Origin of the sequence: Gluconobacter frateurii (assembly GCF_002723955.1) — a bacterium.
Classification (GTDB): domain Bacteria; phylum Pseudomonadota; class Alphaproteobacteria; order Acetobacterales; family Acetobacteraceae; genus Gluconobacter; species Gluconobacter frateurii.
The window spans coordinates 312,955-331,856 of sequence record NZ_BEWN01000001.1; the positions used below are offsets into that span (position 1 = coordinate 312,955).

Here is an 18,902-nt window from a genome sequence, read left to right on the forward strand (position 1 = left end):
AGTGTCGGGCAAGGGAAGATACGCCCGGTTCAGACCCGCGCGTTACAGTTCCGGTCCTGCCAGTCTTCGTCGCGCCGGGTCAAGCAGTCTGAACCGATCAAGTAGAAAATCATTGGAATAACTGGAAAACCTGCCTCAGCCGCAGGGAAAGCTGAGTGCCAGATTACTCAGTGAGGTTTCCTTACATCTGGCGGCGGATTGAAAGGGATCATCTCGATGACGTGGCGTGTGTAACGCGGCGGATGTTATCGGGAAGCCGGCCTTAAAGCCCCGCAGTCCATCACATTCCCTGCGCGTCTAGGCGAGGGACCCATAAAGCGTGACCTGAATGCGTCCGATTGGGTTTTCTGCTGGCAGGTTTTGCACAAATGTCAGTCCGGCCCGCATGGGACCAACCGTATGGGACGAGGAGGGGCCGAGCCCGATACGGAACAGGTCGAAAAGACTGATCATGGCAAAAGGCTCCGGCCGTCAGGAAAGAACCAGAACGCCTGAATGTTTGGCCTTGTCGGCAGGCTCGACGTGAATGTGAATGGAAGCACGTCCCAGTTCCTCGCGCAGCGCGGCCTCGATGCTGTCGCAGATTTCGTGGGCGTCGTGCACACTCATTTCGCTGGGCACCACGAGGTGAAACTCCACGAAATGCAGGACGCCAACCTTGCGCATCCGCAGGTCATGCGCTTCCAGCGCTCCCGTTCCGCTGCTGGAGATGATGCCTTTGACGGTCTCAACCGTGTCAGCACCCGGCGTCTCATCCATCAGGCCGGACATGGAGATGCTCATCATGGAAAAACCGGCACGCAGCACGTTCAGGGCCACCAGCGCTGAGAGAACAGCATCCAGACGATCCCACTTCACCAAGGGGATCAGGGAGACGCCAATGATCAGCGCAACGGTCGTCCAGACATCAGACTGTACGTGCTCGCCCGCAGCCAACAGTGCCTGAGAAGAGTTCTTCCGGCCAAAGCCGATCAGGACACGGGCCCAGACGAGATTGACTACACCCGCCAGCGCGTTCAGGGCCACGCCTTGGAAAGGCGCATGAACCGGTATCGGATGGATCCAGTCATGCACAGCGACGACCAGAATGCCGAGGGCTGTCAGAACAACCAGAACGCCTTCAATGACCGCAGACAGGTATTCCGCTTTGCCGTGGCCGTAGGGATGATTATCGTCAGCAGGCAATGCTGCGATGGAAAGCGCCCATAGCGTTCCGACAGCAGCAATGACGTTCAGAATCGTCTCAATGGCATCCGACAGCAGCGCGTCAGAGCCCGAGACCCAGAACGCCGCATATTTGATGACCAGAACCACCACGCTCACCCCGATGGAAGCGCGGGCAATCTTGATACGGGTCGAAGGCATGAAGGTCCTTAGCAGCAGGCCTGATGAAGATCGCAGGAGGCCGGGGTACTCTCGATCTGGAACGTGGGGTGGGAGATACCAAACTTCTCCCGCAGAATCACGCTGGCCTGTGTAATGATCTGTTCAGACGTCTGATGGGACGTTTCTTCACGCACAAGGTGAACGGTCAGTGCAGTTTCCGTCGTGCTCATGGGCCAGATATGCAGATGGTGCAGCCCTCCGACGCCCGGCACGGCCAGAAGTGCCGTTTGCACATCCTCTGGCGCAATTCCTGCCGGAACACCATCCAGAGACAGGGAAACCGAACCTTTAAGAAGAGACCATGTCGCCACGATAATGGACGCCGACACAATGAGGCTGACAATCGGATCAATGATCTGAAAGCCTGTCCATGCGATCAAAAGCCCCGCGATGACCACGGCAAAGGACATCATGGCGTCAGAGGCCATGTGCAGGAACGCGCCGCGGATATTGAGGTCGTTGGAGGCACCCTTCATGAAGAGGAGTGCCGTGACAGCATTGACCGCAATACCGACAAGCGCCACCCAGCTGACGGCCATGCCTTCAACAGGTGTGTGGACAAAAAGCCGGACGATGGATTCCCAGATGATGCCACCCGTGACCAGCAGCAGAACGGTTGCATTCACGAAGGCTGCCAGAATGGTGGAGCGGCGCAGACCGTAGGTGAAACGCGTGGTTGGCGCGCGCCGGGCCAGGCTTTCCGCCAGCCATGCCGCGCCCAGACCGAGAATGTCCGAAAGATTGTGACCCGCATCTGCCAGCAGGGACAGCGAATGCGCCCAGACGCCCCAGAGTGCTTCGGCGATGACATAAGCCGTATTCAGTACAATCCCGATAGCGAACGCCCGACCGAAGCTGGCAGGCGCATGAACGTGCTGGTGACCGAACCCGAAACCATGGCTATGCCCGTCACAGGAATCGTGATCATGATCGTGGCTGTGATCGTGCCCGTCATGGGCGTGGTCATGCCCTTGTGCGTGATCGGGGGAATGGTCTGCGTGGTCATGCGTGCAGGCGTGATGGGATTCTGAGGTCATGTCCGGACAGGTCTGTGGCTGATGGAGAGAGCATACTGCATGTCCGTTCCTCAACCCAAGCAATGATCTGGCAAAGAGCAGAGAGGCTACCGGCTGACCGCCGAAAGACACGTTTGTGTCTCTTTCAGGTCAATAAGGACCCTCAACTCCCGCTGGACACATATCCCGCCACGCCCCGTCGCCACCACAGCACCATCAGGGCCAGAAAGACGAAGCCCATGGCGGGGGACAGCAGCCCGAACCAGAGCGGCATCCCCAATGGGTCCGGATGGTTCAGCATGGCGAGGGCCGGGTAGTAGCAGACGGCGGAGAGCGGAAGGGCCCATGTCAGGAAACGCCGCAGCCATCGAGCGAACATGGTCAGCGGGTACTGTCCCGCTTCCACGCCGCCGTAAGTTAAGACGTTCACGACCTCCAGCCCCTCCACCGTGATGAAACACAGAGCAGCCTGACCAATCAGGATGCCGAGAAACATCACCGCTCCGCCCGTGACCGCCCAGGGCAGGAGCCAGACCGTATTCCACGACACATGAGGGGACAGCCAGAAACCTGCCCCCAAAACAAATGCGCCCTGAAGAAAACGACCGATCGGCCGGAGGCGCAGTTCATGTCCCAGTAGAAGAACCAGCGTTGAGCGGGGACGCAGCAGGAGCCGGTCAAACGAGCCGGTCTTGACGTATTCGCTGCCGAAAACATCAAAGCCACGGCCAAGCGTTTCAGCTACTGAAAAAGAGACGTTCACCAGCCCATACAGAACGGCGACCGCTCCAATATCCCAGCCCGCAATGCTGCCAAACCTGTGGAACAGGCTCCAGATGCCGAAGAAACTCAGCAGCGTGGTGACGAAATTGCCGACAAGCTGAAGAGCGAAGGTTCCGGGATAGCGAAGCTGTGCCTTGATCGAGGCGCCAGCCATCCGACGATAGAGCGTAAAGGCATTCATGCGCCCTGAAGCTCCATCCTCGATATGGTACGATTCATCCAGAAACGCCCGATCATGGTCAGGGCCAGCAGCCAGAAACACTGGATTCCCAGAGCTGTCACAACACCACCTGGAATGGGCATCCCCATGTAAAGCCGGATCGGAATATCCGAAATGCCCGCAAAGGGCTGGAGGAGTAACAGGTCCCGCGCCCAGTCCGGATAAAGCGGAAGCGGCAACAGCATGCCAGACAGCAGAACCGCCAGAGGCGTCCCCACGGCATAGGTGCCGAGGGGCGACAGTGTGCGAGCGGCGACGATGTTCCACCACATCACGATGCTGGCTGAAATGAAGGCCCCCAGAATAAAGGATACCAGCGCCAGAAGGGCGGCCTCAAAAGACGCAGGCGGTGCGAGGCTCCACCCGTTCAGGCCAACGAGTGCGGCCAGAGGACCTGCGACGAGAGCCAGAAGAAGGGCGCGGGGAACCGCATTACCCAAGAGACGGGCGAGGGAGGCGGAGAGCCACCAGTTCCACAGATCTACTGGCCGAAGCAAATCATAGACAATCGCCCCACTCTTTGCGGCTTCGCCAATCGCGGGGAGGCAGCCAAGCGGGAGCAACGTGAAAAACGACTGCTGAATCCAGGTGTAGGTCATGGCCTGACGCAGCGTCATCGGCGCGTTCACGTCGGGCGCATGGTGATACACGGCGGCATAGGCCATCAGCGAGATCGCCCCGAACCACATCTGCGCGACCAACCCTGCCAGAACGGCAAGGCGATACCGCAGACCAATTTTCCATTGCAGGACGAAAGACGTCACATACGGGCGGATCGTCACGAGGCATGATCCGCGTAGAAGCGGGTAATGATCTCTTCAATCGCCGGGCGGCCGATCCGTAGATCACCCAGATCCGGTAATGTGGACAGGTGCGCAACAAGGGCGGGAGCGGGAAGGCGTTGCGGATCGAACGTGATGGTCACGCTGCGTGTTCCGCGCTCGGTTTCCACGGCGCCGTCTGGAAGGAACAGCGCCGGCGGAGGTCCCGTGAAATCCGCTTCCAGAATACGCTCGGAGAGTGTTGTAGCCTGAAGCGCCTCAAACGGACTGTCTGCCAGAATACGACCATGTCCGATGACGATAACCCGGTCTGCCAGAGCTTCAATGTCATGCATGTCATGGGTTGTCAGAAGAACCGTCGTGCCGCGTTCCCGACGCAGATCCCTCACGAAAGCCCGTACCGCCAGCTTGGATGGCGCATCCAGTCCGATCGTTGGTTCATCGAGAATGACCACCTCCGGATCATGGATCAGGGCCGCTGCGATCTCAGCCCGCATCCGCTGCCCCAGCGATAACTGCCGGACGGACTGGTCCATGATGCCGTTCAGATCCAACGCCTCCGCCAGACGGTCCCGGTTCCGTCTGAACCGCTCTGGCTCCACGCTGTAAATATCGCGCAGAAGTGCCAGCCCTTCCGCAACGGACAGATCCCACCACAACTGTGTCCGCTGACCGAACACCACGCCAATGCGGGCTACATGGGCGATCCGGTTCTCCCATGGAACCAGATCCCCAACGCGTACCGTGCCGGATGTCGGGCGCAGAATACCGGACAGGATCTTGATGGCCGTGGATTTTCCCGCTCCGTTCGGGCCGATGAACCCGGCAATTTCACCAGCCGGAACAGTAAAGGAAATGCCGTCCAGCGCCGTGATTTCACGCGTCTTTCCACGCCAGCTTCCGCCATCGCGGACCTGATACGTCTTGCGGAGGTCACGGACCTCGATCGCGGCGGCAGTCTTCATGGATGAACGCGGTCCCTGACAGGCAATATCGCCAACAGTTCTGCGGCAGCTTTGCCTCTCCGGCAAGTGGGTGACAGGACTGCGTGTCGTTACCACCTATTACCCACAGTCCTTCTGCATACGGTAAGAAGGAGTCCGTCTTTTGAACCTCGATCGTCAGGATGATCTCATGGCTGGTAAACGTATTCTCATGCTCGCAGGTGATTTCGTTGAAGATTACGAAATCATGGTGCCATTCCAGATGCTGCTGATGGTTGGACACAAGGTGGATGTGGTGTCTCCGGGCAAGAAGGCTGGCGAGCAGGTGGCGACGGCCATCCACGATTTCGAAGGCCATCAGACCTACACCGAAAAGCGTGGCCACAATTTCACGCTCAACGCCACCTATGCGGGCACGAAAGCGGATGATTACGATGCGCTGGTCATTCCGGGTGGTCGTGCGCCTGAACAGCTCAGCACCGATGAGAGCGTGCTGGATCTGATCCGGGCATTCGTGACGGCTGACAAGCCGATTGCTGCCGTCTGCCATGGCCCGCAGCTTCTCGCCGCTGCGAATGTTATTTCCGGTCGCAAGGTTTCTGCCTATCCCGCCTGTCGTGCCGAAATGATTCTGGCAGGCGCAGACTATCAGGCAATCGCGATTGATGGCGCTGTGACGGACGGTAAGCTCGTGACAGCACCAGCGTGGCCGGCACATCCAGCATGGATCAGCCAGTTCCTGAAGGTTGTGGGCACGAAGATCGAAGCCTGATTTATCCGCAGGGAAAGACCCGCCATGTGTGAACTCTATGTCCGTGCCGACCCGATCTTTTACGAAAGCCGTACGCGGTCTTTGCGGATCCATGGTGTTGTCACCACGATCCGGCTGGAGAACATGTTCTGGGATGTATTGACGGAAATTGCCGCAGCCGATGGCATGACCGTCAACCAGCTCATCACGAATCTTTCGGATGAAATTCTGGAGCTTCGGGGCGAGCTTCCCAATATGGCGTCTTTCCTGCGGGTCAGTTGCCTGCGCTATCTGGACCGGGAGCGGCGACCTCAATCTGCTTCGGGGTCTGTGGCTGTTCAGCCCGTTCCGTTGCGAAAGGTGGGATAAGCCGGGGCGTCGCAGTAAAGAGGCATTGGCGGACCGGGGTGCAAAATCGTAGAGAAGGGGCATGACGACTCCTTCTTCTCCGCAGGACCCGCGCCCCACTGGTCACTCAGGCAGCTTTGGCCGTGCTGAAAAAGCCATGGAACGTGCTTTCTTCGCGACGCGCTGGATTGCAGCACCGCTTTATTTCGGCCTGACCATTGGGCTGCTGCTGGTGGCCTTCAAATTCTTCCAGCAGCTTCTGGGCCTTGTTTTGAAAGCCACAGGGCTAGACTTTGATGACGTTTTTGTAGGCGTGCTGGATCTGATTGATCTGGTCCTGCTGGCGAACCTGCTGCTGATCGTCATGTTCTCGGGATACGAGAACTTCGTCTCCCGCCTCGATATCCGTCATCATGAAGATTATCCGGCCTGGATCGGTCATGTGACGTTCGGGGATATCAAGATCAAGCTTATGGCGTCCATTGTCGCCATGTCTGCCATCCATGTTCTGGCTGATTTCATTCGTGTAGATGACACCTCCACACGCGCTCTGGAATGGAGCGTTGGAATTCATCTGGCCTTTGTTGTTTCCGGTGTTCTGATGGCGGTCATGGATCGCATCATGGAAGGTTCTCCGGATACGCATCACGCTGACCCGCAGCCAGAGACCGCCCAGAATAAAGAAAAGCACGACGCATGATCCGCCTGACAGAACTGCGCCTGCCGCTGGAGCACCCGGAAGGTGCGCTCCGGGAGGCAGTCCTGACGCGCCTGAACATTCCGTCTGACGCTCTTAAAGATTTCAGGATCGCCCGTCGCGGCTATGATGCGCGAAAGCGTGGTCATATTGTTCTCGTGTACAGCGTCGATTGTGACGTTGCGGATGAAGCGGCTGTTCTGGCGGCCCATGACGGCGATCAGCACGTTCGTCCAACACCTGACACGACCTATCATCTTCCCAGGGCGACGTTGCCAGAAGGCATGCCCCGCCCCGTTGTCGTTGGGGCTGGCCCATGCGGAATCATGGCAGCTCTGACCTTGGCACAGGCGGGTCTCAAGCCGATCATCATCGAACGCGGCAAGGATGTCCGTGCCCGGACGGTGGACACGTTTGCCCTGTGGCGCAAATCTGTTCTGACGCCCGAAAGCAACGTGCAGTTCGGTGAAGGGGGAGCAGGCACGTTCTCGGACGGCAAGCTCTACTCTGGTGTCTCCGATCCGCGAAACCTTGGGCGACGCGTTATCGAAGAGTTCGTTCGGGCCGGTGCGCCAGAAGAGATCCTATACGTTTCCAAGCCCCATATCGGTACGTTTCGTCTCGTCTCGATGGTCATGTTCATTCGTGAAGAAATCGAACGTCTGGGCGGGGAATACCGGTTCGAAACCCGTGTTGAGGGTTTCGAAATGGAAGGTGAGGGAACGGAGCGCCGCTTGCGGGGGCTTCATCTTTCAACAGGTGAAACCCTGCCAGCCGAGCGCGTCATTCTCGCCGTCGGGCATTCAGCGCGCGATACGTTCGAAATGCTGCGTCAGTCTGATGTTGCCATGGACGCCAAGCCGTTCTCGATCGGTGTGCGGATCGAGCATCCACAGTCCGTCATTGATACCGCCCGTTTCGGTTCCGATGCGGGGAATGAAATCCTTGGCGCCGCGGATTACAAGCTGGTGCATCACGCCTCCAATGGGCGTTCGGTTTATTCATTCTGCATGTGTCCGGGTGGACAGGTCGTGGCAGCAACGTCTGAAATCGGACAGGTCGTGACCAATGGCATGAGCCAGTATTCCCGCGCGGAGCGGAATGCGAACAGCGGCATTGTCGTGGAAGTCACACCGGAAAAAGACTTCCCGGATGACGTTCTGGGGGGCGTTGCATTCCAGCGGAAATGGGAAAAGGCGGCATTTGTAGTGGGAGGCAGCGATTATCGCGCTCCTGCCCAGCGGGTTGGTGACTTTCTGGCTGGTCGCCCGTCCACGACCCTGGGCGATGTTGTCCCGTCCTATCAGCCAGGCGTCACTCCGACCGATCTGACGCTGTGTCTGCCGGACTTTGTGTCTGAAGCCATTCGTGAAGCCCTGCCGCGTTTCGAGCGTAAGCTGAAGGGCTTCTCGATGGAGGATGCAGTGATGACGGGTGTTGAAACGCGCACATCATCCCCGATCCGTCTTCAGCGCGACAGGGACGGACAAAGCCCGACCCTGCGTGGTCTGTTCCCGGCTGGCGAGGGTGCGGGTTATGCTGGCGGCATCCTGTCCGCCGGGATTGATGGCATCCGCACAGCGGAATGGCTGGCAGCGTCTCTTTAAGACGCTGCTTCTTCATCACCTTCCATGGTCTCGCCCGGAAGGTTTTTCGGTTGAAGCAGGGCGATACCCGCCGTCACGGCACTTGATCCCACCACGAAAGCTTCGGCTGTCAGAGGCAGGGTAATTGGTGTCCGTCCGATGCCCGGAATGAGCCATCCGGCGATACCCTGCCCGATGGAGCCAAGAGCGTAACCCAATCCCATTCCAAAGCTGCGTGTTTCGGACGGGAAGCACTTGGCCAGATAATGCGGAACAAGTGCGAAAATCCCGGAAGCGGCAGCACCCATGATGAAAGCGGCCGTCAGCAGCATGTTCCATGATGGAGCACTCAGGAACGGCCAGATCGTCAGCACGACGATGGCGATCGCGCCCAGCATGACTTTCAGATCACCGAAGCGTTCTGCCAGCCAGCCACAAAGGATTTTCCCGCTGAAAGACCCGATGCAGTAAAGCGTAATTGGAATGAAAACATCCTGCGGCGTCAGGTGATGGGAGCCGCGGAGGATCGTGGGGTAAAACGTGTAAATGGCCGCTTTCTGGAATTCCAGAAAGCCCATGAAGGCGATGGCCTGAATCGCGCCTGCATCCAGTCGAAACCGGACCTTTGGAAGTGGCTGTGTCGGCGTTCGGGCCTGTCCTGCCGCACGCTCCGCGCGACTGCGGAGCCAGACCGGACTCTCTTTCACGCCGAGCCGGATGAAAATGGCCAGAAGTGCCGGAGCCAACCCGATGAAGAACAGCATTCGCCAGCCATAATGCGGCAGGATCAGAGCCTGCGCCCCGGCCGCTGCAAAATAACCGACCTCATAGCCGGACATCATGAGGGCAGACGCCATTGGGCGTGTCCAGGCGGGAACGCTTTCCATCAAAAGGGCTGCCGAGGCGGTCCATTCGCCGCCAAAGCCGATCCCGAACAGGAACTGTACGATGCCAAGCATCAACAATCCATGAGACAGACCCGTCATGGCGGAAAATACGCCGAACCAGACAACTCCCACCATGAACGCCAGACGACGCCCATAACGGTCTGCTAGCCAGCCCCAGCTTGTATTGCCGATGGCACGGCCAATGGACTGTGCTGTCAGAATCATGCCCAGGGCACCGATGGTGCATCCGAATTCATGGGCAATATCTGGCAGCGTGAACATCAGGGACGTCTGATCAAAGGCGTCGAGAAACCATCCCAGAAAAGAGGCAAATGTGACCTGCCAGTAGGGGAGGAGAGCCTTGAGAGAACTGCGGGAAGACGTGTTCGGGGCGGAGCGATAAGAAGCATCCGTCATCAACAATGTCCTGACAGGCAGATTGAACCTGCGCGCTTGAAGGAAGTGGCACGGAAAATCCGCAAGGATAAATCGGTAACAGATTTGTCCTGATTGGGCGAACGAAGAATGAGCCTTGAGAGTTCCGGCAGGATTCACTGGAATCACACGGTAAAGTGAGCAGAAAACGCGGGCTGTTAAGGGAAAATTAGGGGTGTGGCGTCATTTTCCTGTCTGGATAGAACAGGAGATGTCCGAATTGGATGATGTAGGACAGGAGGTCAGTTACGGGACGGCAACGCCTCGTGGCCTGGAGATGGCAGGAGAGACCAAAAAGAACCGGCTGGAAAGCAGCCGGTCTGTGGCCCCTGTTTCTCCACCCAGCGCTGGCATGTTTGCCACAACCCTGCGCAGTCGCCGTGCCCGCCAGAAAAGTGCTCTGCCGCCCTTAAGGTGGCTGCCACGCATGACGGGAAGCCGCGGCGGTATGGAGAAGCTGATTGGGGCGCAGGTTGATATGAGCCAGCTCTGGCTGGCCATTCCAAGACGCACCGTCCGTCGAAGCCGTCGGAAATCACTGGACCAGCAGCAGCGGGAGTTTGACCTTGAACTCCTTCAGGCAGCATGTGCCCAAGCCGCAACATGGCCAGACGACATGCGACTGATGGTCTCTCTGGAAGATGATCAGGCGCCGGATGTGGCTTTCAACAAGCGGCTGAATGACGTTCTGGAACAGACGGGTTTTCCTGTTTCCCGTCTGGATCTGGTTTTTCAGGAAAGCGGCATTGGCCAGACCGAACGGGAAGTCTGCTACACGCTCGCCTCGCTGCGGGACCGGGGAGTGCAGATCTTTACGAATGGCTTCGGGGCAGCAACGTCCAGTCTCACGCTTCTACGCGAACGTGCCATCAGCGGTCTGCTGGATGGGGTTCAGTTTGATGCATCTATTCTGTCAGCGTCCAGCCTCTCCTGGTCGTCGACGGGGACGGTGCCGGAATTGGACGAAGGAGCGGTGTCCTTTTTCCGGGCTGCTCTGGATGCGGTCAAGGCACTTGGTCTGCATATTCGGGCGACAGGAGTCGATACGCAGGCTCAGTTGGATTTCGTGCAGAAAGCCGGATGCGTGGAAGCCTCCGGCATGGCGTTATCGCCTGCAGAAACCACAGCACAGATTACCGAGCGTTTTGTGGGCATGGAGGGCAGGGGGCGCCGCCGCAGGCTGAGTCGAACGGCAGAAGGACTATGAAGAATGACAGCAGGCTGTACTTTGGCCTGCTGTCATGCGCGCGGATCAGATTTTACACTGGTACTGAAACAGGCGTTCAGGATCGACGCGCAGGAGATTGGCCAGCATGGGCAAAACCCCCGTCAGGGCATTCTCAATGGCCTCAAGTGACTGGCCGGTCTGATCGGCAATGTAATTGAGATGCTTCTCACCCATCAGGGTCTCAACTTCCTCTGGCGTGAGAGGGTCTGATTCAGAGTTGCGAATTTCACTCACGCGCGTTGCCAGATGACAGTCTTCACGCATCAGTCGGATGGTGACTTCAGTCAACCCTGATCTGTCCATGCTGGCATTGCTGAGCCAGTCGCCAAAACGGACGAACAGGGATGTTTCTTTCTGGCCTTTGGTTTCGGTGGTGGTTGTCATGACCTGTACTCCTCAACAAGGGAGGGACTGGCCGCATCCGGAGGGACTTGGCCCTGCATTGACAACGCATGAAGTGCGGTTTCGTAGCATGGGGCGGAACACACCTTTGCGTGATGTTTCGCCCCATTTTGATTAGTCGAGCGGGCCGCTTTCAACCAGAACAATCTCCGCATCTTCTTTCGCAGTCATAACAATGCGTTCCACGTCCGTCAGGGCTGCTCCGTCTCGTGTTGCGACGGTCTGGCCTTCGATTTCAAGGCTGCCTGTTGCCGGCACGAGGTAGGAAAAATTCTCCCGGCGTGTTTCAAACGTCACCGTTTCACCAGCTTTTAAAGTCACTCCCAGAACGCGGGCTTCAGCGCGGATCGGCAAAGCGTCGTCACCCTTGAAACCGGATGCGAGGGTTACAAAGCGTCCGTTGCGGTCGTTTTTCGGGAAAGGCCGTGTTCCCCAGCCAGGCGTGCCCCCTGTTTCATTGGGAATGATCCAGATCTGGAACAGTGTTGTGTCTTGGGTTTCCTTGTTGAATTCCGCATGGGTGATACCGCTGCCCGCGGACATGACCTGAACATCGCCAGCTTCTGTGCGCCCTTTGTTTCCCAGACTGTCCTCATGGGAAATGGCACCGGTGCGCACATAGGTGATGATTTCCATGTCCTTGTGTGGATGCGCGCCGAAACCGGTTCCGCCCTCGATCCTGTCATCGTTCCAGACACGTAGGCGTCCCCAGTGCATGCGGTGACGGTCCATGTAGCCAGCAAAAGAAAAGTGATGCCGGGCGTCCAGCCAGCCGTGATTGGCGTGCCCAAGCGAAGAAAAGGGTCTGATGTCGAGCATGGTGTGCTCCTGTTGGTTGGTTCTGACTTCCAACATGGGGCTAGGACAAGGTAAAGAAAATGGAACTGATGGAAATATAAAGTTTCCAAAAACGTCATGAAAAAGAGCTCTTATGCTTCCTGATCTCGAAGGCTGGGCCGTCTTCGCCCGCGTTGCGGAAAGCGGTTCGTTTGCTTCCGCAGCCCGGTCACTCGGGCTTTCCGCACCGACTGTGTCCAAAGTCATTGCCCGACTGGAACACCGGTTGAAAGCAACGCTCTTTCAGCGCAGCGCTCGCCATCTTTCTCTCACGTCAGCCGGTATTTCCTGCCTGGAACGCGCGCGACGCATGCTGGCAGACGGGGAATGGCTGGAAGCGGAACTGCGGGAAGGGGCAGCCAACCCTCGTGGGACAATCCGGCTTGCGGCGCCTATGGGGTTCGGTCTGGATATGCTGGGGCCGGTTCTCCCCGCATTTTTGGAGCGTTATCCGGAAATTTCCATGGATATTGATCTGGATGATCGGACTGTGGATTTGTTGGGTGGCCGCTTTGAAGCGGCAGTGCGTATTACGCCGGGCGAATTGCCTCCGGTCTCTAGTGGAGGGGCGCATCTTTTGTGCCGGTCCATGATGAGGTTGGTCTGTTCGCCAGAGTTGAAAGCGAGACTCGGGGCTCCAGAGACTCCTGACGATCTGTCAGGTAAGGCTGGACTGCTCTATGCGAATGCCGACCTTCCGGATCTGTTGAGGCTTAAGCACCAGAATGGTGAACAGGCGTCTGTGCGATTGCATGGGCGAATGACGGTCAACAGTGGTGACATGCTGCTCCCTGCGCTCAGAAACGGCACAGGACTGGCACTTTTGCCGGATTTCATGCTGCGGAAAGATCTGGAATCAGGCCGCCTGGTTGAGGCTCTGCCTGGATGGCAGGGAAACGTTCTGTCTGTCTGGTTCATGGTCGTTGGCTGCGGTGCCACCCGCCAGCAGATGCCCGCACGGCTGCGCGTTCTGCTGGCCTATCTGGAGCGGGCCCTTGGCGGAAAGATTTCACAGGATTACAGTGCCGCGCAGGAGAAAACGCGATGAATTATGATGCGATGTTCCAGTCCGCCCTGGACGGTCTGCGTGCTGATGGCAGCTACCGTTACTTTGCGGAACTCGAGCGCCGGTCCGGCAATTTTCCGAAAGCCTATCATCATGGGCTCGGTCGTGACGTCACAGTGTGGTGTTCCAACGATTATCTCGGCATGGGACAGCACCCGGAAGTTCTCAAGGCGATGCATGATGCCCTGGATGAGACGGGTGCAGGCGCCGGCGGAACGCGCAATATTTCCGGCACCAACCACTATCATGTGGAGCTAGAAAAAGAGCTGGCGTCCCTGCACGGCAAGGAAAGCGCGCTGCTGTTCAACTCGGGCTACCTGTCCAACTGGGTCACGCTGGGAACGATTGCAGGCCGTCTGCGGAACTGTGTGGTTCTGTCGGATGAACTGAACCATGCCTCCATGATTGAAGGCATCCGTCATTCCCGCGCTGAAAAGCAGATTTTCCGTCACAATGACGTTGAAGATCTGGAACGTCGCCTGAAAGAACTCCCGGCGGATGTTCCGAAGATCATCGCGTTCGAGTCCGTCTATTCCATGGATGGCGACATCGCTCCGATCGAAGCCTTCTGTGATCTGGCCGACAAGTACGGCGCCATGACCTATCTTGATGAGGTTCATGCCGTTGGCATGTATGGCGATCATGGGGCGGGCGTGGCTGAGAAGATGGGCCTGTCCCATCGTCTGACGGTTATCGAAGGGACGCTTGGCAAAGGGTATGGCGTTGTGGGCGGCTATATTGCAGCCTCCGCGCCACTTTGCGATTTCGTGCGCTCCTTCGGTTCAGGCTTCATTTTCTCCACGGCTCTGCCGCCGATGATTGCGGCGGGTGCTCTGGCGAGTGTGCGTTATCTCAAGCGCAGCAGTGCCGAGCGTGAGGGGCAGCAGCGTGCTGTTGCCTATCTGCGTGCGGCGCTGGACAAGGCTGGCATCCCGCATGTTGGCAATCCGAGCCATATCGTGCCGATTATGGTGGGCGAGGCTGAGCTTTGCCGCGATCTGTCTGATGAGCTGCTGAACCGGTTTGGTCACTACATTCAGCCCATCAACTTCCCGACTGTTCCGCGCGGAACAGAGCGTCTGCGCCTGACGCCGACGCCGCTTCACACCAATGAAGCCATTGATGAACTGGTCGAAGCCGTCTCCACGCTGTGGCGTGAGCGTCAGCTTAAGCGCTCTGTCGCTGCGTAAGCGGGCGGTTCAGCCGAAAAGGAAAAAGGCAGCCAAATCGGCTGCCTTTTTTTGTGCGTGGTGTCGGGGTCAGGCCTGAACGTAAACCCAGGCTGTCCGGCCAGAGCGCAATGTGACTTCGACCCGTTTGTAGTCTGACACTTCATAGGCATCCGCGGCCCGTAGTTCTGCTTCTGTAATGCGGAAGACTTTTCCGGGAACCTCATCCGATGGGTTCTTGCTGGGAATGACCACAGGGTGAAAACGCTTTCCACTTGCACGCAGGACGTTAGGGTCCGTGATTTCTACCATGGAGGTTATATGGCCGGTCATGGCGTCCACTTCTCCGTCCAGCAGGCGGCCGAATGAGGAAAGCTGCACCTCGTCCTGCTGAAGTGTGCCGTAGGAGAACAGGAGAACAGAGGCGGGTTCAGTCATGATGAGGTTCCAGTCATCAGGGATCAGATGCGCTTGTAGCCCTGCCAGAGTGCCGTGACGGGCTGGCCGTTTTCCTGTGGAGTCAGGGTGATGTAGAGGCCATCAAGTTGTTGCAGCGGGAGGCAGTCATCGACTTCCATGAAATTGTCCCGATGCTGATGATCGTATCCAACCAGTAGGCAGGTCTTGGCTTTGGCCTTTGCTTCCGCTTCGGAACTGGCAACCAGAAATGTGAAGGCGTGTTCTTCCTTCAGTTCATCCGGCGCATAACCGCCCATATTGATGAAATAGAGGGTTTTGTCTGAGGTAGGCTTGGTTGTGCTGAGTGTTACGGCATAGCCGTCTGCCCAGGATACTTCACCATAAGCGTCGACATGCAGGGAGTTCCGGATGCCAAACCAGCGCTCTCCAAGGGATGGATATGCGTCTTCCGGTTTTTCAGCGACGGCGAACTGAACGTCATGAACTTCGATATTCGCACCGGGGGCGTTTCCGCCCAGATAGAACACATACAGCTTCAAAAGAGTGTCTCCTTGGTTCCAAAACGTCATATCAGCTTTGTGCCGTAGAGATGAAGTCAGTCGGTCAGAGCTTTGAAAAGGATCTTTCCCATGGTGTCCGTGCTTAGAGTTGCCGCCCTTCTTGCTGTCCTTGTTCCTTTGGGAACTGCGTCTGCGCGGGATTATCAAACGCAGGACAGTTGTGACGGCTTCCCGAAAGTCTTTTTGAAGACGCGGGCCGGCCTGTGTGTGGGGCTGATGGCCAGTCATCTGGGATTTGCTCGCGGGGTGGCGACCATCGGGCATGATGTGTTCGTGCTGGATATGGGAGGCTGGCGAAAAGGCCAGGGCAGGCTGCTGCGACTAAAGCAGGATGGCCACGCCCCTGCGGAAGTCCTGCTGTCAGGACTCGATAAACCCAGTGCGCTGGTCGCCGGAGCAGATGGTGCACTCTATATGGGCGTGGCCGGACGGATCGTGCGCGTGGATCTGTCCGGGGCGAAACCCGAAATGCGGGATGTCGTTACAGGGTTGCCCGAGACGGGGAGGCATCCTCTGACGGCGCTGGCCTTTGCACCGGATGGTCAGCTTTACATCAATATCGGATCGGCCACCGATCATTGCGAGACGCCTGACGACGATGCGCCCAACGCGCAAAAAGCCTGCCCTGAAACGGCACAAAATCCGCCACGGGCCAGCATTGTGAGCGTCCATCCCGGCTCAAAGCCCATTGTCTGGAAAGATGCGAAACTGGTCGCGACGGGTCTGCGCAACAGCATGGGACTGGCAGTGCTGCCGAATGGAACGCTGGTTGCGGCTGTTAACGCACGGGACGCCATCAATAAGGCCGATCCCAATCTATCTGATACGGCATTGCCTCACGACACTTATGACGTGATCCGTCCGGGCACGAACTATGGCTGGCCTTACTGCTTTGATGACAATCTGCCCAGTCCGGAATACCCGCATTATGCCTGTGCAGGCATGGGAAAGCCTGCTTTGCTGCTTCCGGCTCATGCCGCGCCGCTTGGGTTGCTGGCTTATCAAGGAGACGCGCTTTCAGACCTGCAAGGACAACTTGTGCTGCCATATCATGGCTATCGGAAGACCGGTCATCGGATCATGACCCTGAAAATCAGCGCCGGTGGAGAGCCGATTGGTGTGCCCGAACCGCTGGTCTGGGGCTGGGAAGGGCGTACTCCGCTTTCTCCGGCGGGGGCTCCGGTCTCCGTTGCGGAAATGGCAGATGGCAGTCTTCTGGTGTCTGAAGATCACAACGGCACACTTCTGCGGATCGCGAAAAGTGATGCTCACGGGGAAACGCATTGACAGCATGACGCCAATGCGATGAGTGTTGCCCTCACCAGGGGGAGCTTCGCCACAAGAAGCTGAGAGGTCACTGAAGGACTGAGAAGTCTGCGGTGTGACGACCCTGCCGGGCGCATCCTGCGCTCGGGAAACCTGATCCGGTTAGAACCGGCGGAGGGAATGGTGATGAAACACAGCACAACCGGCGCTGCCGGTATGCCATGCTTTTGCCCCCGCTGCGAAAAAGGGGGCGACCATGGGTGATATTCCAAACAATCTGAATAAAGGTCCGGCTGTTGGTCATGTGACGACAGGTCCGATCCAGGGTTCTTGCAAGAAGTGGTCCGAAGCGCCGGGACGCCCGGACATTCTTGTGCCGTATCGCGAAATTGCCCTGCATCCTTCAGCGAATGAAGAGCCTGTGCGTGTCTATGATACGTCTGGCCCTTACACGGATACGTCCGTCAGCATCGATGTGGAAAAAGGTCTTTCGACGCCGCGTGCAGCATGGCTGGCACAGCGGGGGTTTCAGAAAGTCGACGCTCGTATCGTCAAGCCGGAAGACAACGGTTTTGCCAGCGAGGCACAGGCAGTTCCGGCCTGTCCTGCACCTCATGACGTCTATTCTGGTGAGGGTGCAAAGCACGTCACGCAGTATGAATATGCAAAGGCGGGGATCATCACGGAAGAGATGATTTACATTGCCCATCGCGAAAACGTCTGCCGTGCTGAAATGGCTGCCGGAGCCGAAGAGCGCCGTGCGGATGGCGAGGATTTCGGGGCAGATATTCCAGCGTTCATCACGCCGGAATTCGTGCGTGAGGAAGTTGCGCGTGGACGGGCCGTGATCCCTGCGAACATCAATCACCCGGAGCTTGAGCCTGTCATCATTGGCCGCAACTTCCTCGTGAAGGTGAACGCCAATATCGGCAATTCGGCTGTGACGTCGTCCGCCGCGGAAGAAGTCGAGAAGCTGGTCTGGTCCATTCGCTGGGGTGCAGACACAGTGATGGACCTTTCTACGGGCCGGAACATCCACAACATCCGTGACTGGATCATGCGCAATTCTCCGGTCCCGATCGGGACGGTGCCGCTTTATCAGGCGCTGGAGAAGGTGAATGGCGTTCCCGAGAAGCTGACCTGGGAGATTTTCCGGGACACGCTGATCGAGCAGGCCGAGCAGGGCGTGGATTATTTCACGATCCATGCCGGTGTCCGCCTTCAGCATATTCCGCTGACCGCAAAACGTACGACAGGCATTGTCTCGCGTGGTGGCTCCATCATGGCGTCCTGGTGTCTGGCGCATCATCGCGAGAGCTTTCTGTATGAGCATTTCGAAGACATCTGCGACATCATGCGCCGCTATGACATCACCTTCTCGCTGGGGGATGGTCTGCGTCCTGGGTCAATAGCCGACGCCAACGATGCAGCGCAGTTTGCCGAGCTGGAAACGCTGGGGGAATTGACGAAGATCGCCTGGGCAAAGGGCTGTCAGGTCATGATTGAAGGGCCGGGTCATGTGCCGATGCACAAGATCAAGGTCAACATGACCAAGCAGCTTCGGGAATGTGGAGAAGCGCCGTTTTATACGCTTGGCCCGCTAACAACCGATATTGCGCCGGGCTACGATCACATCACGTCCGGTATTGGCGCGGCGATGATTGGTTGGTTTGGCACGGCGATGCTCTGCTACGTTACGCCCAAAGAGCATCTGGGTCTGCCAGACCGTTCTGACGTCAAAACGGGTGTGATTACGTACCGTATTGCCGCGCACGCTGCCGATCTGGCCAAGGGGCATCCAGCCGCGCAATTGCGGGACGATGCCCTGTCACGGGCGCGGTTCGAGTTCCGGTGGGAAGACCAGTTCAATCTGGCGCTTGATCCGGACACGGCCCGGAGTTTCCATGATGAGACGTTGCCCAAGGAAGCGCACAAGACGGCACATTTCTGTTCCATGTGCGGTCCGAAATTCTGCTCCATGAAGATCAGCCATGATATCCGCCGTGAGGCGGAACGCCAGGACGGTATGGCGCAGATGAGTGAGACATTTCATGAGCACGGCGGAAAGCTTTATCTGCCGCAAAAAGAAGTAGAAACGATTTCGGAATAACAGGAACTT

General features: G+C 57.7%; 19 protein-coding genes and 1 pseudogene. 9 read left to right on the forward strand and 11 right to left on the reverse strand.

Annotated features, from left to right (window positions below):
• Positions 1-300: 300 nt before the first annotated feature.
• The 6 genes and pseudogenes from GFR01_RS01360 to GFR01_RS01385 form a co-directional block, all read right to left on the reverse strand.
• Positions 301-453, reverse strand: a pseudogene (locus GFR01_RS01360) (serine dehydratase beta chain); the annotation flags it as partial.
• 18 nt (positions 454-471) lie between these two features.
• Positions 472-1,365 (reverse strand): cation diffusion facilitator family transporter, encoded by an 894-nt coding sequence (locus GFR01_RS01365; protein ID WP_099180985.1) that lies wholly within the window; start codon positions 1,363-1,365, stop codon positions 472-474.
• 8 nt (positions 1,366-1,373) lie between these two features.
• Complete coding sequence (locus GFR01_RS01370) at positions 1,374-2,423, reverse strand: cation diffusion facilitator family transporter (protein ID WP_099180986.1); 1,050 nt, start codon at positions 2,421-2,423, stop codon at positions 1,374-1,376.
• 142 nt (positions 2,424-2,565) lie between these two features.
• A complete protein-coding gene (locus tag GFR01_RS01375) occupies positions 2,566-3,366 on the reverse strand; it encodes an ABC transporter permease (protein WP_099180987.1) in 801 nt (266 codons plus the stop codon).
• Complete coding sequence (locus tag GFR01_RS01380; protein WP_099180988.1) at positions 3,363-4,187, reverse strand: ABC transporter permease; 825 nt, start codon at positions 4,185-4,187, stop codon at positions 3,363-3,365. The genes GFR01_RS01375 and GFR01_RS01380 overlap by 4 nt, the downstream gene beginning before the upstream one ends.
• Entirely contained in the window at positions 4,184-5,152 is a 969-nt protein-coding gene (locus tag GFR01_RS01385; protein WP_099180989.1) for an ABC transporter ATP-binding protein, read from the reverse strand. Before GFR01_RS01385 ends, GFR01_RS01380 begins: the two co-directional genes overlap by 4 nt.
• A gap of 169 nt (positions 5,153-5,321) precedes the next feature.
• Here GFR01_RS01385 and GFR01_RS01390 point away from each other — a divergent pair, with 169 nt between their 5' ends.
• The 4 genes from GFR01_RS01390 (at position 5,322) to GFR01_RS01405 (ending at position 8,534) form a co-directional block, all read left to right on the forward strand.
• Positions 5,322-5,903: a DJ-1/PfpI family protein gene (locus GFR01_RS01390; RefSeq protein WP_099181581.1), complete on the forward strand. Its 582-nt coding sequence runs from the start codon at positions 5,322-5,324 to the stop codon at positions 5,901-5,903.
• 24 nt (positions 5,904-5,927) lie between these two features.
• Positions 5,928-6,251 carry a ribbon-helix-helix domain-containing protein gene (locus tag GFR01_RS01395; RefSeq protein WP_099180990.1) on the forward strand — a complete coding sequence of 108 codons (324 nt, stop codon included), beginning with the start codon at positions 5,928-5,930 and terminating at the stop codon, positions 6,249-6,251.
• Between the two features lie 61 nt (positions 6,252-6,312).
• Positions 6,313-6,930 (forward strand): TIGR00645 family protein, encoded by a 618-nt coding sequence (locus tag GFR01_RS01400; RefSeq protein ID WP_099180991.1) that lies wholly within the window; start codon positions 6,313-6,315, stop codon positions 6,928-6,930.
• Entirely contained in the window at positions 6,927-8,534 is a 1,608-nt protein-coding gene (locus GFR01_RS01405; protein WP_099180992.1) for an NAD(P)/FAD-dependent oxidoreductase, read from the forward strand. Before GFR01_RS01400 ends, GFR01_RS01405 begins: the two co-directional genes overlap by 4 nt.
• Here the strand turns inward: GFR01_RS01405 and GFR01_RS01410 are convergent.
• Complete coding sequence (locus GFR01_RS01410) at positions 8,531-9,817, reverse strand: MFS transporter (protein WP_099180993.1); 1,287 nt, start codon at positions 9,815-9,817, stop codon at positions 8,531-8,533. The two genes, GFR01_RS01405 and GFR01_RS01410, sit on opposite strands and share 4 nt — an antisense overlap.
• A 229-nt stretch (positions 9,818-10,046) precedes the next feature.
• Here GFR01_RS01410 and GFR01_RS01415 point away from each other — a divergent pair, with 229 nt between their 5' ends.
• Complete coding sequence (locus tag GFR01_RS01415; protein WP_099181582.1) at positions 10,047-11,042, forward strand: EAL domain-containing protein; 996 nt, start codon at positions 10,047-10,049, stop codon at positions 11,040-11,042.
• Positions 11,043-11,087: 45 nt separating this feature from the next.
• Here the strand turns inward: GFR01_RS01415 and GFR01_RS01420 are convergent, their stop codons facing one another.
• Together GFR01_RS01420 and GFR01_RS01425 are read right to left on the reverse strand one after the other, a co-directional pair.
• Positions 11,088-11,447, reverse strand: a complete 360-nt coding sequence (locus GFR01_RS01420) for a YidB family protein (RefSeq protein WP_099180994.1) — start codon at positions 11,445-11,447, stop codon at positions 11,088-11,090.
• Between the two features lie 132 nt (positions 11,448-11,579).
• Positions 11,580-12,284, reverse strand: coding sequence for a pirin family protein (locus GFR01_RS01425; RefSeq protein WP_099180995.1), 705 nt, complete (start codon positions 12,282-12,284; stop codon positions 11,580-11,582).
• A gap of 112 nt (positions 12,285-12,396) precedes the next feature.
• Between GFR01_RS01425 and GFR01_RS01430 the strand changes: the two genes are divergently transcribed.
• Both GFR01_RS01430 and hemA read left to right on the forward strand, forming a co-directional pair.
• The gene (locus tag GFR01_RS01430; RefSeq protein ID WP_099180996.1) at positions 12,397-13,350 is read left to right on the forward strand and encodes a LysR family transcriptional regulator; all 954 of its coding nucleotides are present in this window, start codon (positions 12,397-12,399) and stop codon (positions 13,348-13,350) included.
• Positions 13,347-14,558: a 5-aminolevulinate synthase gene (hemA, locus tag GFR01_RS01435; protein ID WP_099180997.1), complete on the forward strand. Its 1,212-nt coding sequence runs from the start codon at positions 13,347-13,349 to the stop codon at positions 14,556-14,558. Before GFR01_RS01430 ends, hemA begins: the two co-directional genes overlap by 4 nt.
• A gap of 69 nt (positions 14,559-14,627) precedes the next feature.
• Here the strand turns inward: hemA and GFR01_RS01440 are convergent, their stop codons facing one another.
• Together GFR01_RS01440 and GFR01_RS01445 are read right to left on the reverse strand one after the other, a co-directional pair.
• Positions 14,628-14,975, reverse strand: a complete 348-nt coding sequence (locus GFR01_RS01440; protein ID WP_099180998.1) for a gamma-glutamylcyclotransferase family protein — start codon at positions 14,973-14,975, stop codon at positions 14,628-14,630.
• Between the two features lie 23 nt (positions 14,976-14,998).
• Positions 14,999-15,526: a DUF1543 domain-containing protein gene (locus GFR01_RS01445; protein ID WP_099180999.1), complete on the reverse strand. Its 528-nt coding sequence runs from the start codon at positions 15,524-15,526 to the stop codon at positions 14,999-15,001.
• A 60-nt stretch (positions 15,527-15,586) separates the two neighbouring features.
• Here GFR01_RS01445 and GFR01_RS01450 point away from each other — a divergent pair, with 60 nt between their 5' ends.
• Together GFR01_RS01450 and thiC are read left to right on the forward strand one after the other, a co-directional pair.
• The gene (locus GFR01_RS01450; RefSeq protein ID WP_099181000.1) at positions 15,587-16,804 is read left to right on the forward strand and encodes a PQQ-dependent sugar dehydrogenase; all 1,218 of its coding nucleotides are present in this window, start codon (positions 15,587-15,589) and stop codon (positions 16,802-16,804) included.
• 235 nt (positions 16,805-17,039) lie between these two features.
• Positions 17,040-18,893, forward strand: a complete 1,854-nt coding sequence (thiC, locus tag GFR01_RS01455; RefSeq protein ID WP_099181001.1) for a phosphomethylpyrimidine synthase ThiC — start codon at positions 17,040-17,042, stop codon at positions 18,891-18,893.
• Positions 18,894-18,902 lie beyond the last annotated feature (9 nt).

Bases quoted from the DNA above. Each gene is read 5' to 3' on its own strand.
- GFR01_RS01365 (WP_099180985.1), bottom strand. From the start codon at position 1,365: ATGCCTTCGACCCGTATCAAGATTGCCCGCGCTTCCATCGGGGTGAGC.
- GFR01_RS01370 (WP_099180986.1), bottom strand. From the start codon at position 2,423: ATGACCTCAGAATCCCATCACGCCTGCACGCATGACCACGCAGACCAT.
- GFR01_RS01375 (WP_099180987.1), bottom strand. From the start codon at position 3,366: ATGAATGCCTTTACGCTCTATCGTCGGATGGCTGGCGCCTCGATCAAG.
- GFR01_RS01385 (WP_099180989.1), bottom strand. From the start codon at position 5,152: ATGAAGACTGCCGCCGCGATCGAGGTCCGTGACCTCCGCAAGACGTAT.
- GFR01_RS01390 (WP_099181581.1), top strand. From the start codon at position 5,322: ATGGCTGGTAAACGTATTCTCATGCTCGCAGGTGATTTCGTTGAAGAT.
- GFR01_RS01395 (WP_099180990.1), top strand. From the start codon at position 5,928: ATGTGTGAACTCTATGTCCGTGCCGACCCGATCTTTTACGAAAGCCGT.
- GFR01_RS01400 (WP_099180991.1), top strand. From the start codon at position 6,313: ATGACGACTCCTTCTTCTCCGCAGGACCCGCGCCCCACTGGTCACTCA.
- GFR01_RS01405 (WP_099180992.1), top strand. From the start codon at position 6,927: ATGATCCGCCTGACAGAACTGCGCCTGCCGCTGGAGCACCCGGAAGGT.
- GFR01_RS01410 (WP_099180993.1), bottom strand. From the start codon at position 9,817: ATGACGGATGCTTCTTATCGCTCCGCCCCGAACACGTCTTCCCGCAGT.
- GFR01_RS01415 (WP_099181582.1), top strand. From the start codon at position 10,047: ATGTCCGAATTGGATGATGTAGGACAGGAGGTCAGTTACGGGACGGCA.
- GFR01_RS01420 (WP_099180994.1), bottom strand. From the start codon at position 11,447: ATGACAACCACCACCGAAACCAAAGGCCAGAAAGAAACATCCCTGTTC.
- GFR01_RS01425 (WP_099180995.1), bottom strand. From the start codon at position 12,284: ATGCTCGACATCAGACCCTTTTCTTCGCTTGGGCACGCCAATCACGGC.
- GFR01_RS01430 (WP_099180996.1), top strand. From the start codon at position 12,397: ATGCTTCCTGATCTCGAAGGCTGGGCCGTCTTCGCCCGCGTTGCGGAA.
- hemA (WP_099180997.1), top strand. From the start codon at position 13,347: ATGAATTATGATGCGATGTTCCAGTCCGCCCTGGACGGTCTGCGTGCT.
- GFR01_RS01440 (WP_099180998.1), bottom strand. From the start codon at position 14,975: ATGACTGAACCCGCCTCTGTTCTCCTGTTCTCCTACGGCACACTTCAG.
- GFR01_RS01445 (WP_099180999.1), bottom strand. From the start codon at position 15,526: ATGACGTTTTGGAACCAAGGAGACACTCTTTTGAAGCTGTATGTGTTC.
- GFR01_RS01450 (WP_099181000.1), top strand. From the start codon at position 15,587: ATGGTGTCCGTGCTTAGAGTTGCCGCCCTTCTTGCTGTCCTTGTTCCT.
- thiC (WP_099181001.1), top strand. From the start codon at position 17,040: ATGGGTGATATTCCAAACAATCTGAATAAAGGTCCGGCTGTTGGTCAT.